This window comes from Bradyrhizobium sp. TM233, assembly GCF_036247965.1.
Taxonomy (GTDB): domain Bacteria; phylum Pseudomonadota; class Alphaproteobacteria; order Rhizobiales; family Xanthobacteraceae; genus Bradyrhizobium; species Bradyrhizobium ottawaense.
This window is the reverse complement of record NZ_BTIG01000024.1, coordinates 1-16,457: the sequence shown is the minus strand read 5'-3', so window position 1 is coordinate 16,457 and position 16,457 is coordinate 1. Positions and strand designations below refer to the sequence as shown.

Genomic DNA, 16,457 nt, shown 5'->3' with positions numbered 1-16,457 from the left:
TCCGGTCCTTCCTCACATCGGCGGCGTCAGGCCGTCGCGGCCGACGCTGACGCGGTTGGTCTCGAACGAGCCGTCCGGCAATTGCTTCATGAAGGCGATGACCTTGGCGCCGGCCTTCAGGTCGGACTTGTCGCCGGGCACGAAGGTCACCACCGGCGTGTTGTCGGGGACGAACACCTTCTTCTCGCCGTCCTTGTACTTGACCAGCAGCGTATGGCCGTCATTGCCGACCACGCTCTCCGACACCGTGGCGTTGGTCATGCTGGAGTTCGGCTTGAGGTCATAGGGCCGCGAGCCCTCGCCGGTGCCGCGCATGCTCTCCGGAAACACGTGGACCTCGACCGCGTTCTGGCCGCCGTCAGGTCCCGGCACCGTGGTGGCGCCGACGAAGGAGCCGACCTTGATGTCGGCGAGTGAAATTTTGGTAATCCCCGATACGTTCACGTCAGGAGCGATGCGCAGCTTGACGTCCTCGCCACTGCGCGACTTGACCTGCATCGTGTCACCATTGACGCTTTCGATCGTGCCACGCACGCGCGTCGGCACCGGCGCCCTCTGCGCGAAGGCATAGAGGGTGGAAGCAGCCACCATCGCGACGGCGATCAGTGGACGTGTGAAAGTTGCACGTTGAACAGACATGACGGTCTCCGATTGTCCCCACGGATGGAGAACTCCGGACGACGCGCGCTATTCTCTCAAGTCTTTGTGAGATCGGCCTCGACCAGCGCCCGCAGCTCGGCCGTGACCTCTGGCCGCCGGCCGAACCACAGCTCGAAGCCGCGCACCGCCTGGTGCAGCAGCATGCCGAGCCCGTCGGCGGTCTTCAGGCCGCGCGCCGTCGCGGCGGCGAGCAGCGGCGTCACCAGCGGCACATAGACGAGGTCGGCGACCACCGCCGCCTGCGGCAGGCGCGCCACGTCAACATCGAGTGGGGGCTGGCCGTGCATGCCGAGCGAGGTGGTGTTCACGAGAAGTTTTGCGCGCGGCAGCACGTCGTCGATCCCGTCCCACGTTACGGGATCGACGTTCGGCCCGAACTGTCTTGCCAGCGTCTCGGCCCGCGCGATGGTGCGATTGGCCAGATGGATGCGCTTGATCCCACGCTCGAGCAGGCCGAACACGACCGCCCGCGAGGAGCCGCCGGCCCCGAGCACCAGCGCCTCCTCGGCGACATCCCAGCCGGGCGCGCTGGCGTCGAGATTGCCAATGAAACCTTCGACGTCGGTGTTGGTCGAGCGCAGCTCGCCGTCGGCAAACCACAGCGTGTTCGCCGCGCCGACGGCCTTGGCGCGGGCGTCGGGCGTCGACAGCGCCAGCACACCTTCCTTGTGCGGGATGGTGACGTTGGCCCCGACGAAGCCGCGCAGCGACAGCCGCAGCACGAAATCGCGCAGATCCTCGGGCGGAACCGCTTCGATGACATAGCCGCCGGCAATGCCGAGCGTGCGCAGCCAGTAATGATGGATCAGCGGCGAGCGCGAATGCGCGGCCGGCCATCCGATCAGACAGGCTGCAGGAGCTTTGGGCGCGGTCATCTCTTCCTCGGGGTCGTATCCGAGGCGATCCATTTCGCGTCGCGCCCGCTCTGTCAAGCGCGCGGGCGCCGCAGCGCCGGTCAGGCCGGCCGGCGCGAGAACGGCGCGCCGTCAGCTCGCGGCAGCCTCCTCGCCCGCGCCGCCCTTGATGTCGGCAATCGCGCGTTCGAGGCTCTGGCGATAGCGCGCCCGCGGCGGCGTCACGCCATGGGTGAGCAGCGCGCGGCGGACCGCGGGCGAAGCCCCCGTGATGAACAGCCGGATGCCCTGGCGGTGAGCCTTGGCGGCGACGCGGCCGAGCACGTTGGCCGCCGTCGAATCCAGGAACGGCACCGCGGCGAAATCGACCACGAAGGCCTTGCGCTTGTCGGCGACCTCGTCGAGCACGCCTCCGATGGCGGAGGCCGCGCCGAAGAAGAACGCGCCGGTGATGCGATAGACCAGCACGTCACGATCGACCGCAAGCGCAGGATCGTAGCGAACGCGCTCGCCATTGCCGTCGTCGGGACGATCGCCGGCGACCAGTGGCGAGCGTTCCTCGATGCCCGTCATCTCCGCCATGCGATGGATGAACAGCACCGCGCCGAGCGCGAAGCCGACCAAAATGCCTTCGGTCAGGTCGCGGAAGATCGTCAGCAGGAAGGTCGCGAGCAGCACGACCGCATCGCCCCACGACGAACGCAGCAGCGTGGCGAATTCGTGCTTCTCCGCCATGGTCCAGGCCACCACGACGAGCACCGAGGCGAGCGCGGCCAGCGGAATGTAGCTGGCGAGCGGCGCCGCGATCAGCATGAACAGCAGCAGGAACACGGAGTGCAGCATGCCGGCCAGCGGCCCGCGCGCGCCGGCGCGGATGTTGGTCGCGGTGCGCGCGATCAGGCCGGTGACGCAGATGCCGCCGAACAGCGCCGCTCCGATATTGGCCGCGCCTTGCGCCACCAGCTCGCAATTGGAGCGGTGACGGCGCCCGGTCATGCCGTCGGCAACCACGGCAGACAGCAGCGATTCGATGGCGGCCAGCAGCGCGAACGAGATCGCATCCGGCAGCACGGCGGTCGCCTTCGCAATCGAGAACGCCGGCAGCGCCGGCGAGGGCAATTCGCGCGGAATTCCGCCGAAGCGCGATCCGATGGTTTCCACCGGCAGGGAGAGCACGGCGCACGCAACGGCGGCGAGCACGACCGCGATCAGGATACCGGGCCAGGATGGCCGCCAGATTCGCAAGGCCGCGATGATGGCGATGCTGACGATTGCGACCGCGACGGCGGATGGATTGATGGTGTTGAGACCGCCGGCGAGCGCGACCAGCTTCGGGACGAACTCGCTGGGCTCTTTTCCTGCAAGCGTGATCCCGCCGAGATCGCGAAGCTGGCTGGCGAAGATGATCACGGCGATGCCGGCCGTGAAGCCAACCGTCACCGGATAGGGAATGAACTTGATGTAGGTACCGACCCGCAACAGGCCCGCGGCGACCAGGAACAGGCCCGCCATCAGGGTGGCGAGGATGACGCCGTCGACGCCGTGACGCTCCGCGGTCGCTGCGACCAAGACGATGAACGCGCCGGCGGGTCCGCCGATCTGGAACCGGCTGCCGCCGAGCAGCGAGGCGATGAAGCCGCCGACCACCGCGGTATAAAGGCCGCGGTCCGGCGTCACGCCCGAGGCGATCGCGATCGCCATCGACAGCGGCAGCGCCACGATCGCAACCGTCAGCCCCGCGAAAACGTCGGCGCGGAAGTCTGCGACGCCGTAGCCTTCCCGCCAGACGGTGACGAGCTTCGGCAGATACAGTTCGGCAAAGGTCGGCTGGCGCAGCTGGTGCAACCGGCTTGCGTGATCGCTTGTGATGCTCATTTCAGCCCCACGATGCTCCGAAACATCGTGCGTCCCGTGTTGCCGAGGCGCGACGATGCGCTAGCCCATCTTTATCCCGAGCACGATCAACGCCCGATCATGCTCCGACGCGGCGCGGCGGCCCGGGCTCCTTCAGGCGAACGCCGCGCCCGCCGCTGTCGCTGCGGACCTGCTCGCCGATCAGCTCGACGCCGGCCCGGTCGAACGCCTCGACCACCTTGATCAGGGTCTCGACCACGCCACGCACATTGCCGGTGCTGGCCTCCATCCGCTGGATGGTTGGCAGCGAAACGCCAGCGAGCTCGGCCAGGGTTTTCTGGTCAATGCCGAGCAGCGCGCGGGCTGCCCGCATCTGGAACGCCGTGATCACCTTGGCCTCACTTACCAGCACTTATAAGTGATATCTCAGACATATACAATGATGCAAAATACGTCAATCCGAGCCAAATGCAAGAGGTTGCCGAGCGGTCTCCTCCGGCATTGCAATGACGAGTGGCGAGGGCTCGGCCAAATGGAACGCCGCACTCATGGAGACAGCCCCCACCCCACCCTCTCCCCGTCAAGAACGGGGAGAGGGAGTGAGCCAGTGGAGCACTCCTTACGGCGCGAGGCGGATCACGCCGCGTGTTGATGCGCGGCGATGATCTGGTCGGCGGCGCGGCCTGTGACTTCGGCCATGTGGTCGAACTGGCGGGTGAAGCTGCCGGCGCCGGCAGTGGCCGAGCGCAGCTCCACGATCAGTTCGCCGATCTCGGCTTCCGGCATCATGGCGCGGACGCAGTCCCAGCCGCCCCAGCCGTCACGCGTGTCGAAGCCGAGGATCTGGCCGCGCCGCGCCGACAGGATCGCGTTGATCTTGGCGGTGGCGTCGGTCGGACAGACGATCTCGACCACGTGGATCGGCTCCAGCAGCACTGACTGACAATGCGGCAGGCCTTCGTTGAGTCCGATCCGCGCCGCGGTGCGGAAGGCGAGATCGGAAGAGTCGACGCTGTGATAGGAGCCGTCGGTTAGCGTCACCTGCAAATCGGTGACGGGGAAACCGAGCGGACCGCGCGTCAATCCGTCGACGACGCCTTCTTCGACCGCGCCGATGTAGTTGCGCGGCACGGCGCCACCAACGACCTTCTCGGCAAACTTGAAGCCCTCGCCGCGCGGCAACGGCCTGATGTCGAGCACGACGTCACCGAACTGGCCGTGGCCGCCGGACTGCTTCTTGTGGCGGCCGCGCTGGACGATCGGCTTGCGGATGGTCTCCTGATAGCCGATGGCGGGTGGATGCGAGGTGATCTTGACGCCGAAGCGGTCGCGCAGCCGCTCGCCGGCGACGCGCAAGTGCATCTCGCCTTGTCCCCACAGCACAGTGTCGTGGGTCTGGGCGTTCATCACGATGACGAGCGAGGGATCCTCCTCGTGCAGCCGCGTCAGCGCCTGGCCGAGCTTGACGTCGTCCTTGCGATCGGTGGCCGCAACCGAGATCGCAAGCACCGGCGGCGTCGGCTCCGCGACCGCGAGCGCTGCAGGCGGGGTCTTGCCGCTCGAAACCGTGTCGCCGGTCTTGACCGGATCGAGCTTGGCGAGCGCCACCGTGTCGCCGGCTTCGGCAGCGGCACGCTTGGTGTCGTAGGCGCCGTTGACGGCGAGGATGCCGGAGATGCGGCCCGCTCCCCCGGAAGCGGATTGCAGCGTGGCGCCGTCGTCGAGATGGCCGGCGAGCAGCCGCGTCAATGACAGTTTGCCGCCATGCTGCGAATGCAGCGTCTTGAACACGAATCCGAGCGCGTCCCTGGTCTCGGGTACGCCGAGACGTTTTGCGGTCTCCGCTATTCCCGGCGCCTCGTGGCGCAGCGCCTTCATCAGGCGCAGCACACCGTTCTCGCGCGCGGCTGCCCCTAACAGCACAGGGCAGATCACCCCTTCGCGCAATTCGCGGGCGAGATCGTCGAACACGGCATCACGCGGCGGCTGAATGTCTTCGAGCAGTTGCTCCATCAGCGCGTCGTCGTGGTCGGCGAGCTTCTCCAGCATCGAGAAGCGGGCTTCCTTCTCGCGATCGAGATTGCCGCCTTCGAGCGCGACCACCTCGGAGGCCTTGTGCTCGCGATAGATGAAGGCGCGCTCCAGCGCGAGATCGACGAAGCCTTCGATCAGCTCGTCCTTCCAGATCGGAATCTGGCGCAGCACCAGCGGCACGCGGGAGGCGGGCTGCAGCATTGCGAGCGACTCGCGGATGCGCTGGCTCGCACGGTCGATCTTGTTGAGGAACAGGAAACGCGGGATCTTCAGCTCCTCCAGCTCGCGCAGGATGATCTGAAGCTGCGGCAGCTTCTTCTCGTCGGCCTCGCAGACCACGATCGCGGCATCGACCGCGGGCAGCGCGGCGCGCATGTCGTGGGCAAACTCGACGGAACCGGGACAATCGAGGAAGGTGTAGCTGTCGCCCATGAAACTCGTGGTGGCGGCAGTAAGCCCGACGGTCATCTTGTGATGACGGGCCTCTGGCGCAGAGTCGCCGACGGAGGTTCCGGCGTCGACGCTGCCGGCGCGGGGGATTGCGCCCGTTCGCGCCAGGATAGCTTCGAGAAGTGTGGTTTTACCGCTTTGGAAAGGGCCCACCAGCGCGATGCACCGTGGACCTCGGGGACTTCTGACGTCTTGTCCCATTCGCCGCCTCCTTGGTGTGGAGCTCGGCCCATGATTGGGTCGGCAAACGCAGATGCTCTGCCGGTCCCCGAGATTTGGCAAGCATCAAACGTCGCTGCGGTGCGTCGTCCGTGTTCCACCTCGCCCGAAGGGAGAGATGGAAGAGGAGCTCTGCATGATCGTCAACGGCCCGGACGAAGTTCCAGGCTTTCGAGGCCGGCGGCGACGTTGAGGCCAACCTGGCCCTGCACGCTGAGCGGCTGGAGCGCGATCGAATTGTTGGAGCCGCCGACCAGCACGTTGCCGCCCAAGCCGACACCGATCGAGGCGCTGCCCTGCGCGCCGGCATAATTGCCGGAGAGGTCGCCGGGGCCGAGCCGGTCGACCGGTGCAAACACGCCCCACGCCAAAGCCGTCTCCTGGGTGATGCCGATGTCGAGACCCACTTTGCGGATCGTCGCGACATAGCGATCGTCGGGCAGACCGTCGGCGCGCAGCACGCAGCCGAGATGGGTCACCGATCCCACGATGAAGCCGACGCTGGCGCCGCCGCGGCATTCGAGCACGCCGACCCGCGCCATCCGCTGCTGCGCACTGCCGCCCACGCTGGAGGCAACGAGGCTGGCGGCGGCGAGCCCGGCGAAGATGAACGAACGGCGCATGAAATATCTCCGGCGATGAATGGAATGCGAGCAGAGAGGGTGCCCCACCCGTGTTGCGCGTCTATGCCACAAGAGCCGTGGTCGTGCCAGATCATACGCGCTTGGAATCGAACTTGCGGAGAGAGCCCCCCACCCTCTCAGGGCGAGCTTTGCTCGTCCCGCCCCCGTAAGAACGGGGCGAGGGAGTGAGAGAGCGGCGCGTCCCTCACGATGCCGCCTTGTTGAAGCACAAACAAAAAGGCCCGCACGAAGCGGGCCTTTCCAATTTGTACTGTCGCAACGCGATCAGCGCAGGTTACCGCAGAAGCGCTGGATGCGCTTGCAGGCGTCTTCGAGATCCGAGGTCTTGGTCGCATAGGAGATGCGGAACGCAGGGCCGAGGCCGAACGCCGACCCCTGCACCACCGCGACGCCTTCGGTTTCCAGCAGCTCGGTGACGAAGGTCTCGTCATTGTCGATCACCTTGCCGGACGGCGCGGTCTTGCCGATCGTGCCGGCGCAGGACGGATAGACGTAGAACGCACCCTCGGGGCGCGGGCATTCGATCCCCTTGGCCTGGTTGAGCATGGAGACGACGAGGTCGCGCCGCTCCTTGAACACCTTGTTGTTGGCGGGGATGAAGTCCTGCGGACCGTTCAGCGCTTCCACCGCGGCCCATTGCGCAATCGAGGACGGGTTCGAGGTCGACTGCGACTGGATGGTCGACATCGCCTTGATCAGCTGCGCGGGGCCACCGGCATAGCCGATGCGCCAGCCGGTCATGCAATAGGCCTTCGACACACCGTTCACGGTGAGCGTGCGGTCGTAGAGTTTCGGCTCGACCTGCGCGACCGTGGTGAACTGGAAGTCGTCATAGACGAGATGCTCGTACATGTCGTCGGTCATCACCCACACATGGGGATGCTTCACCAGCACGTCCGTGAGCGCCTTCAGTTCCGAACGCGTATAGGCGGCTCCCGTCGGGTTCGACGGCGAGCACAGGATCACCCATTTGGTCTTCGGCGTGATCGCGCGCTCGAGCGCCTCGGCCTGGAGCTTGAAGCCGGTCGCGGCGGTGCAGACCACCGGCACCGGCTCGCCGCCGGCGAGCGCCACCATCTCAGGGTAGCTGACCCAGTACGGCGCGGGAATGATCACCTCGTCGCCCGGATTGATCGTCGCCATCAGCGCGTTGTACAGCACCTGCTTGCCGCCGGTGCCGACGATGATCTGGTTCGGCTTGTAGGTGACGCCGTTCTCGCGCTGAAACTTCGCGATGATCGCGTCCTTCAGCTCGGGGATGCCGTCGACCGCGGTGTACTTGGTCTTGCCGGCCTCGATGGCGCGGATCGCCGCCAGCTTGATGTTGGCGGGCGTGTCGAAGTCGGGCTCGCCGGCGCCGAGGCCGATGACGTTGCGGCCCGCCGCTTTCAGCGCGCGTGCTTTATCCGTGACCGCGATGGTCGCGGACGGCTTCACACGGTCGAGCGCAGCGGCAAGGAAGGACATCGTCATCTCCTGACAAGCGTCGAAAAGCCCTGGGCCTCACGACTGTGATTGTGGGAATGAGATACCCTAAAACGTGTGCCGCTGCGCCGCAAGAAACTTCGGCCCGATCTCGGAAAAACTTACGGATTTGGAGCGGCTCAAGCAGCGATTTCCAGCAATTTTCCGCAACTTTACCGCGCGAATCGCTCATATCCCGGAAGGCTTGTCCTCGGAGCAATTTTTGCGCGTTGAGCGTCGCCGGGAAACCACTCTTCGTCATGCCCGGGCTCGTCCCGCCTGCGCGGCCGAAGCCGCTTCGGCGAGGCGAAGGCCCGGGCATCGACGTTCTTCGTGCGGCAAGTCAGACGTGGATGGTCGGGACGAGCCCGGCCATGACGATGCGGAAGCATTGGCGCCCTAATCCCAATCGTCCATGCGATGGCCGACGTGCTTCACGGCCTCGTAGAGCGTTGCGTCCGCGGATTGACGAACACGTGATCCGATTTGCATCGTCGCGCGGAAATGATCTTCCGCAGCGCTGCAGTGCGGTAGGGTTTTCGAGTTTTTCTATCGGCCGGGCCTTGCGGCGGATTCGCATCGGCATCATTGTTTAGCCGCGTCGCGGAACAACAAGCGCCGCGCCCCCCGTCTTCCGGAATCATTCTCAGAATGTACAAGCTCTATTCGATGCAACGCTCGGGCAACAGCTACAAGGTCCGCCTTGCGCTGGCGCTGCTCAACGTGCCTTACGAAGCGATCGAGGTGGACATTCTGCGCGGCGAGAGCCGCACGCCGGACTTTCTGACCAAGAACCCGTCGGGACAGGTGCCGCTGCTCGAGGTCGGCGACGACCGCTTTCTCGCCGAGTCCAACGCCATCCTCTGGTACGTCGCCGTCGGCACGCCGCTCGCACCGGAGAACCGCATCGACCGCGCCGAGGCGCTGCAATGGATGTTCTTCGAGCAGCACGCGCTGGAGCCGAACATCGGCGCCGCCTATTTCTGGCTGTCATTGGTCAAGGGCGGGCGCGACCTCCAGACCCATTCGCTGGAGGATTGGATGGAGCGCGGCTATGGCGCGCTCCAGGTGATGGAGAACCACCTCAAGACCAACGCCTATTTCGTCGCGCGCCAGCTCACGGTCGCCGACATCGCACTGTACGGCTACACCCACCTCGCCGACCGCTGCGACTTCGACCTCCAGGCCTTCCCGGCGATCCGCGACTGGCTGAAGCGGGTGGAAGCTGCGCCGGGCTTCGTGTCGATGGACTGGCGGCCGGCCGACGTCGACGCCCCCGCCAGCATTGCCGCCGGGGCCTGAGCGCGCCCTGCGCTCTGGCGAATAGCGGGCACAAAGGTAACATTCGCCGCAATCCCGCCATTTTCGGCGCGCTAGCCGCCGCAATATTGCCGGTTGAAACTGGGAAATTGTGGAAAGTCGCGGGTGATTCGCTCGCGTGTTGAGGGATTTAGACCATGATACGGGCGTCCGGCACGGCAGGCTTTCAGGGCCATCCCGCTACCGTCGCGTCTTCCCGGCTGACCAACGCGGTCGTGGCCTCGCTCGCCGTCGCCGCGCTCTCGCTGTGCCTGATCGTCACCCTGACGGTGCTGTCGACCAAGGCGACCATGGCGATGGGCCTGCCGGTCTGATTCCCGTTTCATCCTGGTCCAGCCTTCAAGGCGCCGCGTGGCCCGTGCCGACCGGCATCGCGACAGGACGTCGATGAAGTCACCCGTGGTAGTCGTTGCAATCGCACTCACTGCGGCCATCCTGGTCGCGGCGTCGCTGTTGATCGTCGTCGGCACCCGCAAGGGCCCGGGGACGTCCACGCTGAATGCGCCCGCCCTGCGAGAGCCCCTCAAGCACGCGCATCTGGTCTAAAATCGTCCGAAAACCTTACGCTTGTGCGCAAGCGCGCCTTAAGCACATCGCAGGAAAGCGCATCGCAGCGGCGCAACGATCAGCCAGTGTTGCGGCCTTAGCTCGTTCGGGAAGGAGCGAGACTGGCCCATGCGGTTCGGATGGCGTGCGATCTCCGGTCCGGTGCTGACGGCAGCGACCCTGCTGCTGGCGATGCTTTTCGATCGCTTTACCCCTACTCTCTCACCCGCCCCGCTGCTCGTCGGCATCGTGGCGCTCGCCGGCGCACTATCGGGCCTCGCCTCCGCCGCCACCAGCGCGGCCGTCGCGGTGATCGGTGCGGCGCTGCTCCTGCTCAGCCGCCAAGGCGTTTCCGGCCCTGCCACCACCGATCTGGTCCAGCTCGGCCTGCTGGCGATCACGACTGCCGCCACCGCCGCTATCACCGGCCTGATGCGCGAGCGGCTGCTCGGCACGTTCGCGGCCGAGCGCCGCAACCATGCCACGGCGGCACGGCTGTCGGCCGCGCTCGACCAGGTCGATATCGGCATCGTGCTGCTCGATGCCGAGACGCGGGCCGAGTTCATCAACCGCGCGTTCCGCGATTATTTCGCGGTGCCGGACGAGATCGCCGACGGCAAGCCGCCCTTCATCGCCCTGATGTATCACGGCCGCGACATCGGCGCGTTCGAGCTGCCCGAAGACGAGCTCGGCACCTTCATCGCGCAGCGCATGGAGATGGTGCGCATCGGCGATGCCACGCCGATCAACATCGCCTTGCGCAGCGGCGAGGTGCTGCGCTTCGTCTGCGCCGCGCTGCCCGACGGCGGACGCATGCTCAGCTACACGCCGGTGACCGACCTCGTGCGCCACACCGACGCGCCCTCCCGCGCCGACTACTACCGGTCGCTGCGCGATCCTGCGGACCGCAGGCTGATCCGGCATCTGCGCGTCGCGGAGTGATGCGACTGGCGATTGATCGGCACGCCCGTCATCACGTATGAAGGACGTTCCATTGATCGCAGGAAATCCACATGTCCCTCACCATTCGCGCCGTCACCAGGCAGGACTACGATCAATGGCTGCCGCTGTGGGACGGCTACAACGCTTTCTACGGCCGCTCCGGCCCGACCGCGCTGGCAGGCGAGATCACTGCGATGACGTGGCAGCGTTTTTTCGATGCCTATGAGCCGGTGCACGGGTTGGTCGCCGAGAGCGACGGCAAGCTGCTCGGCATGACGAACTACCTGTTTCATCGCAGCACGACCGCGATCGAGCCGTCCTGCTATCTGCAGGACCTGTTCACGCTGGAAGCCGCGCGCGGCAAGGGCGTCGCCTCGGCGCTGATCCACGGCGTGTACGAGCGGGCGAAACTGGCGGGATCGCCGCGCGTCTATTGGCAGACGCACGAGACCAATCTCACGGCCCAGCGCCTGTACGACAAGGTCGCGGAGCGGTCCGGCTTCATCGTCTATCGCATGCTGTTCTGATCCCCGCCCGCACCCTGTGGATAACTCCGCCTGTCACCTGCGCGTAACATGGCGAGGCTACGCTGCACCTGCGTCTGATCAGGCTCCCCGTCACCGATCAAGCGCCCCAAGCGGTCCCCGTCAGTCGCCGCGTCTGACAGGGGCCGCATTTTTTTGTCCGCTCTGTCGGCATGGCAGCAGCGCGGCGCGCGCCTTGCTGCTGCGGCGCACGATGGTCACAATGAGTGGCTGCTCTCTCTGACAGGACCTCCCATGGAAATTCGCAATCTCGGCGCCTCCGGCCTTCGCGTGTCCGCGGTCGGGCTCGGCTGCAACAATTTCGGCCAGCGCACGGATCTGGAGACCTCGCGCAAGGTGATCCATCGCGCGCTCGATCTCGGCATCACCCTGTTCGACACCGCCGACATCTATTCGAACATGGGCGGCTCGGAAAACGTGCTCGGCGCCGTGCTGGGCGATCGCCGCAAGGACATCGTGCTGGCCACGAAGTATTCCAAGCCGATGGCGGAGGACGGAACCAAGCAGGGCGCCTCGCGCCGCTACATCATGGACGCCGTCGAAGCGAGCCTGAAGCGGCTGAAGACCGATTACATCGATCTCTACCAGCAGCACGACTACGACCCGCTGACGCCGATCGAGGAGAGCCTGCGCGCGCTCGACGATCTCGTCCGCCAGGGCAAGGTTCGCTACATCGGCAATTCGAACTTTCCGGCCTGGCGCGTCGCTGAAGCCGAGTACGTCGCGCGCGCGATGAATGTCAGCCGCTTCGTGTCGTGCCAGGACGAATACTCGCTCGTCGTGCGCGACATCGAAAAGGACCTGCTGCCGGCGGCGCAGGAATACAAGCTCGGCCTGTTGCCGTTCTTCCCGCTCGCGAGCGGGCTTCTGACCGGCAAGTACCGGAAGGGCGAGGCCGCGCCCGGCGACACCCGCTTCGGCAAGGTGGAGCGGCTGCGCGACCGCTATGTCACGCCGCGCAACGAGGACATCGTCGAGAAGCTCCAGGCCTTCGCCAAGGCCCGTGGCCACAGCATGCTCGAGCTCGCTTTCTCCTGGCTCGCCGCCCGCCCGCAGGTGTCCAGCGTGATCGCAGGCGCCACCCGCGTCGAGCAGATCGAGCAGAACGTCAAGGCGATCGCCTGGAAGCTCAGCGCGGATGAGATGGCCGAGATCGACAAGATCACGCTGGGCTGACGTTCGAGGCGCGGCGCTACTTCGCCACGGTCTGAATCACCTCAAAGCCTTCGAACTGGGGATGGCCGAGATATGTCGGCTTGGTGTCGCCGGCCCGCGCATGCGCCGCGCGAAACGCTTCCGACTTGGTCCAGGCCTCGAACGCGGCATGGTTCGCCCAGATCGTGTGCGAGGCATAGAGCGTGTGGTCCTCGAGCTCGGGGCCGCGCAGCAGATGGAATTCGACGAAGCCCGGCACCTTGTCCAGATGCGTGTCGCGGCCGAGCCAGACCTGCTCGAAGGCGGCCTCGGAGCCCTTGGCGACACGGAAGCGGTTCATGGCGATGTACATGAGTGGTCTCTCCTGATGCTCGGCTCATCATGTCGTCATTCCCTGCCGCACCGCAAGCCGCAGGCCGGAATGACGGCTTAAGCCACCAAGCCCTTCATCGGTCGCGCCGCAGCACTATCCGGAAACACCGTCTCGGCCAGCACGCGATCGGACAGGCCGAACTGGCCCTGCAGCACGCCCTTGATCACGGAGCGAAGATCGGTGGTCGGCTTGAGATCGCGAGCTTCATACAAGTTCGCGAGCTTGAGGCCCGGCCAGTCGGAGATGACGCGGCCGCCTTTCACGGCGCCGCCGGCGAGCAGCGCGATCGTGCCGGTGCCGTGATCGGTACCGTCGGTGCCGTTGATGCGCGCGGTGCGGCCAAACTCGGTGGCGACGACGACGACGGTGTCGCGCCAGCGCTCCCCCAAACCGCTTTGGAATTCGGCGAGTGCGCCGTCGAGCCCGCCGAGCAGGAAGGCGAGACGACCGACCGGGCCGCCTTCATTGGCATGGGTGTCCCAGCCGTCGAAGGCGAGCGCGGCGATGCGCGGGCCGTCGTCGGCCGCCATCAGCTTGGCCGCGCCGCGCGCGACCTGGCGCATCTGCGCCACCGCATTGCCGGGCTTTGGCTTCATGTCGTCACCGCTCGCGGCCTTGTCGAGCTGAAGGCCTTGCGACAAGGCCATCGCCAGCGCGGGATCGCGATGACGGTAGAGATCGACGAGGCGCATCGCGGTGTCGTCATCGGCCTGCGGCAGCGCCACCGGCGCCCAGCCGACGGTCGGCGCGCTTCCGCGCAGCACCAGCGGCGTGGTGGGCCCGACCGCAAGAGCGCTCGATACGCGCTCGCCGCGCGGCAGCGCTTCCAGCGCGCGATTGAGCCAACCGGACTGCACGCGGCCAGGCCCGGCATAACCGCTCTCCAGCACGTCCTGGCCGTCGAAATGTGAGCGGTCGCGATAGGGCGTCGCCACCGCATGGATCACCGCGGCGTGCTTGTCGCGATACATCCGCGCGAATTCCGGCATCGCCGGATGCAGCGCGAAGAAGGAATCGAGCATGATCGCAGGATGCGCGCCGTCTGCGGCGAGCGCGATCGAGCCGTGCAGGCCGGCATAGTCGGGATCGCCGATCGGGGCGACGGTCGAGAGGCCGTCGAGCGCGCCGCGCAGGATCACGACGACCAGCCGCGGATCGCGCCCATCGGCCGCGCGTGCGAATTTCGGCAGGTAAGCCCAGGCCGCGAACGAGGCGCCGCCGAGCAGTAGGCCGCGGCGCGAGGTGAGGAGCCGGTTCTCGACGCAGTCGACCATCATCATCTCCTCTGCATTTCCGGCGACATCAAGAGCAGCGCCAGCGCCTGCTGGCGCGACTCCGCGCGCTCGATGGTTCGCCGCGTCTCGATGGAGGCCGCGTCCGCCGCTGCGAACTCCAGCAGATCAAGCGGATCGACGTTGGGCCCGAGCCGCGCGCCCATTTGCGCCGCGATATCGAGCCTGAGCTTCATGCCCTCGGGCGCAGCCCAGGCGGCGCTGGTATCCGGGAAACCATTGGGGCCGGCCGGCGACCACAGCGGCTGTCCCAGCAGATTGAGATTGTTCAGATAGGCGCCGGGATCCTCCGGCACGCGCGCGAGCAGCCGGCCGCTCGCGACGAGGAAGTCGTAAGGGCTGCGCATCTTGGTCAGCGGCGCCTTCCACGCCTCGTCGGAATCGACCAGCGCCGCGGCAAGCGCCTTGAGGTCGCCGTCGGTCTTGACGAAGAGTTCGCGCAGCCGCGCCACCAATCCCGGCGGCGGATCGTCGGCAACGAAATGGCGAACGAACTTGGTCGCGATGAAATTCGCGGTCGACGGATGGCGCGCGATGTCGGCGAGCGCGGCTTCGCCTTGCGCCAGGCCCGTCGCCTCGTAGCTCTTGCCGAGCAGCATCTGCGCGCCGGGCTGGTGCGCATTGGTGTTGAACACGAAGGAGCCGGGCGTCCCGAGCTGCCCCTGCCGTCCGGCAAAGGTCCAGCCGGTGATGATGCGCGCGAGTGAGGTGACGTCCTCCTGCGTATAACCGCCGCCGACGCCGAGCGTATGCAGCTCCATGATCTCGCGCGCCAGATTCTCATTGAGCCCGCGCTTGCGATTCTGGCCTGCGCGCGAATCCGGCCCGAGCGATTGCTGATTGTCGAGGAAGAACAGCATCGCCGGATGCTGCTCGACCGCCTTCAGCATGTCGGCGAAGCGCCCGAGCACGTGCGGCCTGATCGCCTCGCGCTCGAACGCGCCGGCCCATATCCGCGCCAGTTCGCCCTTGGTCGCGGAAACGCAGAAATGGTTGGACCAGAACGCGACGAGACGCTCGGTGAAGCCGCAGGTGGCCAGCGTCGCGCGCTGCAGGCGCGCCAGCGCTTCGGTGCGGAAGGTCTTTTGAATCACGTTGAGCGGCTGCGGGGCCGGCTTCGCCGCCGGCGGTGCGGCCGCATTGGGCTGCATCGCGTCCGGCTTTGCCGCATTGTCCGCCGGCTTGGCCTCCGTCATCTGGCCGGCGACCTCCGTTGCTGCCGCATTCAGCGAGAGATTGCGGCGGAGCCCGGGTTTCTGTTCGGTCGGCGCAGGCGACGGAGTCTCGGCGGGCGCGGCGGCCTTCGCCGCTTCGCGCGCCTGCCTGACCTGATCCTGATAGGCGAAGACGGCCTGCCCGAGTTGCTGCGTCGATTGCAGACCGGGCGCCTCCAGCAGCACCCCGCTCGCACGGACGAGCTCAGCCTTCACGAAACCGCGCGGATCGGAGGCTGCGTTGATGAGATCTCCGGACGCGCCGCCGCGGGCGCCGAAGCCAAAACGGTTGAGCGCGACGAGCGCGGCTTGCGAATCGCGGGCCATCGATTTGTCCTTCGCGTGCCGGGAGCCGCTTTCGGAGTCCGCGCGCGACGCCTAATATACCGCAATGACCGATGAACCCGACATGAAAATCACGGCGAAGCTTCGACGCAAATCATGACAAATCCGAAAGAATCATCGCCGCCGGAACCGCGCCGCCTCGCCTGCGCGCGCTGCGGCACCGAATTCGGCTGCGACCTCTCGGGCACCTGCTGGTGCGCGGAGGAGGTCGCGAAGCTGCCGATGCCGGTCGAAGGCGAAGACTGCCTGTGCCGGGAGTGCTTGCGCAAGGCGGCGGAGGCGGCTCGTTAGTGTATCGTAGCAACCATTAAAGCACGCCCGCTTTCCGCGAGCATGACGCCGTGCTTGCGGCCGTCAAGGCGTGGCCTGGCGGCAGTCGATGTGAGGTGAGACGAGCGCGACGGCCATCCTTGACGGCCGCGGCGCGCGGCGTCGTCTTGAGGGCAGGTCGGGACGAAGAAACGGTCGCCTGATCGAACAAAGAAACGAGATCAGGTGCGAGATCAGGTGACGGACACACTCGCGGTTCTGGGCGGTTCGGCGACC

General features: G+C 66.5%; 17 protein-coding genes. 7 read left to right on the top strand and 10 right to left on the bottom strand.

From position 1 onward, the window contains the following. Positions 1 to 12: 12 nt before the first annotated feature. The 7 genes from AABA86_RS30325 to AABA86_RS30295 form a co-directional block, all read right to left on the bottom strand. Positions 13 to 639 carry a hypothetical protein gene (locus tag AABA86_RS30325; protein ID WP_338309412.1) on the bottom strand — a complete coding sequence of 209 codons (627 nt, stop codon included), beginning with the start codon at positions 637 to 639 and terminating at the stop codon, positions 13 to 15. Between the two features lie 56 nt (positions 640 to 695). Beyond that, entirely contained in the window at positions 696 to 1,535 is an 840-nt protein-coding gene (locus tag AABA86_RS30320) for a shikimate dehydrogenase (protein ID WP_212248363.1), read from the bottom strand. Between the two features lie 111 nt (positions 1,536 to 1,646). Then, positions 1,647 to 3,389: a SulP family inorganic anion transporter gene (locus AABA86_RS30315; protein ID WP_212248364.1), complete on the bottom strand. Its 1,743-nt coding sequence runs from the start codon at positions 3,387 to 3,389 to the stop codon at positions 1,647 to 1,649. Positions 3,390 to 3,486: 97 nt separating this feature from the next. Beyond that, complete coding sequence (locus AABA86_RS30310) at positions 3,487 to 3,759, bottom strand: helix-turn-helix domain-containing protein (protein ID WP_212248365.1); 273 nt, start codon at positions 3,757 to 3,759, stop codon at positions 3,487 to 3,489. A gap of 245 nt (positions 3,760 to 4,004) precedes the next feature. Beyond that, positions 4,005 to 6,053: an elongation factor G gene (locus tag AABA86_RS30305; RefSeq protein WP_338309411.1), complete on the bottom strand. Its 2,049-nt coding sequence runs from the start codon at positions 6,051 to 6,053 to the stop codon at positions 4,005 to 4,007. A 161-nt stretch (positions 6,054 to 6,214) separates the two neighbouring features. Beyond that, the gene (locus tag AABA86_RS30300; RefSeq protein ID WP_212248367.1) at positions 6,215 to 6,694 is read right to left on the bottom strand and encodes a DUF992 domain-containing protein; all 480 of its coding nucleotides are present in this window, start codon (positions 6,692 to 6,694) and stop codon (positions 6,215 to 6,217) included. Between the two features lie 285 nt (positions 6,695 to 6,979). Beyond that, complete coding sequence (locus AABA86_RS30295; protein WP_212248368.1) at positions 6,980 to 8,182, bottom strand: pyridoxal phosphate-dependent aminotransferase; 1,203 nt, start codon at positions 8,180 to 8,182, stop codon at positions 6,980 to 6,982. A 648-nt stretch (positions 8,183 to 8,830) separates the two neighbouring features. Here AABA86_RS30295 and AABA86_RS30290 point away from each other — a divergent pair. The 6 genes from AABA86_RS30290 (at position 8,831) to AABA86_RS30265 (ending at position 12,708) form a co-directional block, all read left to right on the top strand. Then, positions 8,831 to 9,481, top strand: a complete 651-nt coding sequence (locus tag AABA86_RS30290) for a glutathione S-transferase family protein (protein WP_338309410.1) — start codon at positions 8,831 to 8,833, stop codon at positions 9,479 to 9,481. A gap of 155 nt (positions 9,482 to 9,636) precedes the next feature. Beyond that, entirely contained in the window at positions 9,637 to 9,813 is a 177-nt protein-coding gene (locus tag AABA86_RS30285; protein ID WP_212248370.1) for a hypothetical protein, read from the top strand. Positions 9,814 to 9,886: 73 nt separating this feature from the next. Beyond that, positions 9,887 to 10,045, top strand: a complete 159-nt coding sequence (locus AABA86_RS30280) for a hypothetical protein (protein WP_338309409.1) — start codon at positions 9,887 to 9,889, stop codon at positions 10,043 to 10,045. Between the two features lie 129 nt (positions 10,046 to 10,174). Further along, complete coding sequence (locus AABA86_RS30275) at positions 10,175 to 10,987, top strand: PAS-domain containing protein (RefSeq protein WP_338309408.1); 813 nt, start codon at positions 10,175 to 10,177, stop codon at positions 10,985 to 10,987. Between the two features lie 71 nt (positions 10,988 to 11,058). After that, positions 11,059 to 11,514, top strand: a complete 456-nt coding sequence (locus AABA86_RS30270; protein ID WP_338309407.1) for a GNAT family N-acetyltransferase — start codon at positions 11,059 to 11,061, stop codon at positions 11,512 to 11,514. A gap of 252 nt (positions 11,515 to 11,766) precedes the next feature. After that, positions 11,767 to 12,708, top strand: a complete 942-nt coding sequence (locus AABA86_RS30265) for an aldo/keto reductase (RefSeq protein ID WP_338309406.1) — start codon at positions 11,767 to 11,769, stop codon at positions 12,706 to 12,708. 16 nt (positions 12,709 to 12,724) lie between these two features. Here the strand turns inward: AABA86_RS30265 and AABA86_RS30260 are convergent, their stop codons facing one another. From AABA86_RS30260 to AABA86_RS30250, 3 genes are all read right to left on the bottom strand, one after another. Then, positions 12,725 to 13,039: an antibiotic biosynthesis monooxygenase family protein gene (locus tag AABA86_RS30260; RefSeq protein ID WP_212248373.1), complete on the bottom strand. Its 315-nt coding sequence runs from the start codon at positions 13,037 to 13,039 to the stop codon at positions 12,725 to 12,727. Between the two features lie 77 nt (positions 13,040 to 13,116). Then, a complete protein-coding gene (locus tag AABA86_RS30255) occupies positions 13,117 to 14,334 on the bottom strand; it encodes a DUF1501 domain-containing protein (RefSeq protein ID WP_338309405.1) in 1,218 nt (405 codons plus the stop codon). Positions 14,335 to 14,336: 2 nt separating this feature from the next. Beyond that, a complete protein-coding gene (locus tag AABA86_RS30250) occupies positions 14,337 to 15,893 on the bottom strand; it encodes a DUF1800 domain-containing protein (protein ID WP_338309404.1) in 1,557 nt (518 codons plus the stop codon). Positions 15,894 to 16,007: 114 nt separating this feature from the next. Between AABA86_RS30250 and AABA86_RS30245 the strand changes: the two genes are divergently transcribed. Beyond that, positions 16,008 to 16,202, top strand: coding sequence for a cysteine-rich CWC family protein (locus AABA86_RS30245; RefSeq protein ID WP_338309403.1), 195 nt, complete (start codon positions 16,008 to 16,010; stop codon positions 16,200 to 16,202). Positions 16,203 to 16,457: the final 255 nt, after the last annotated feature.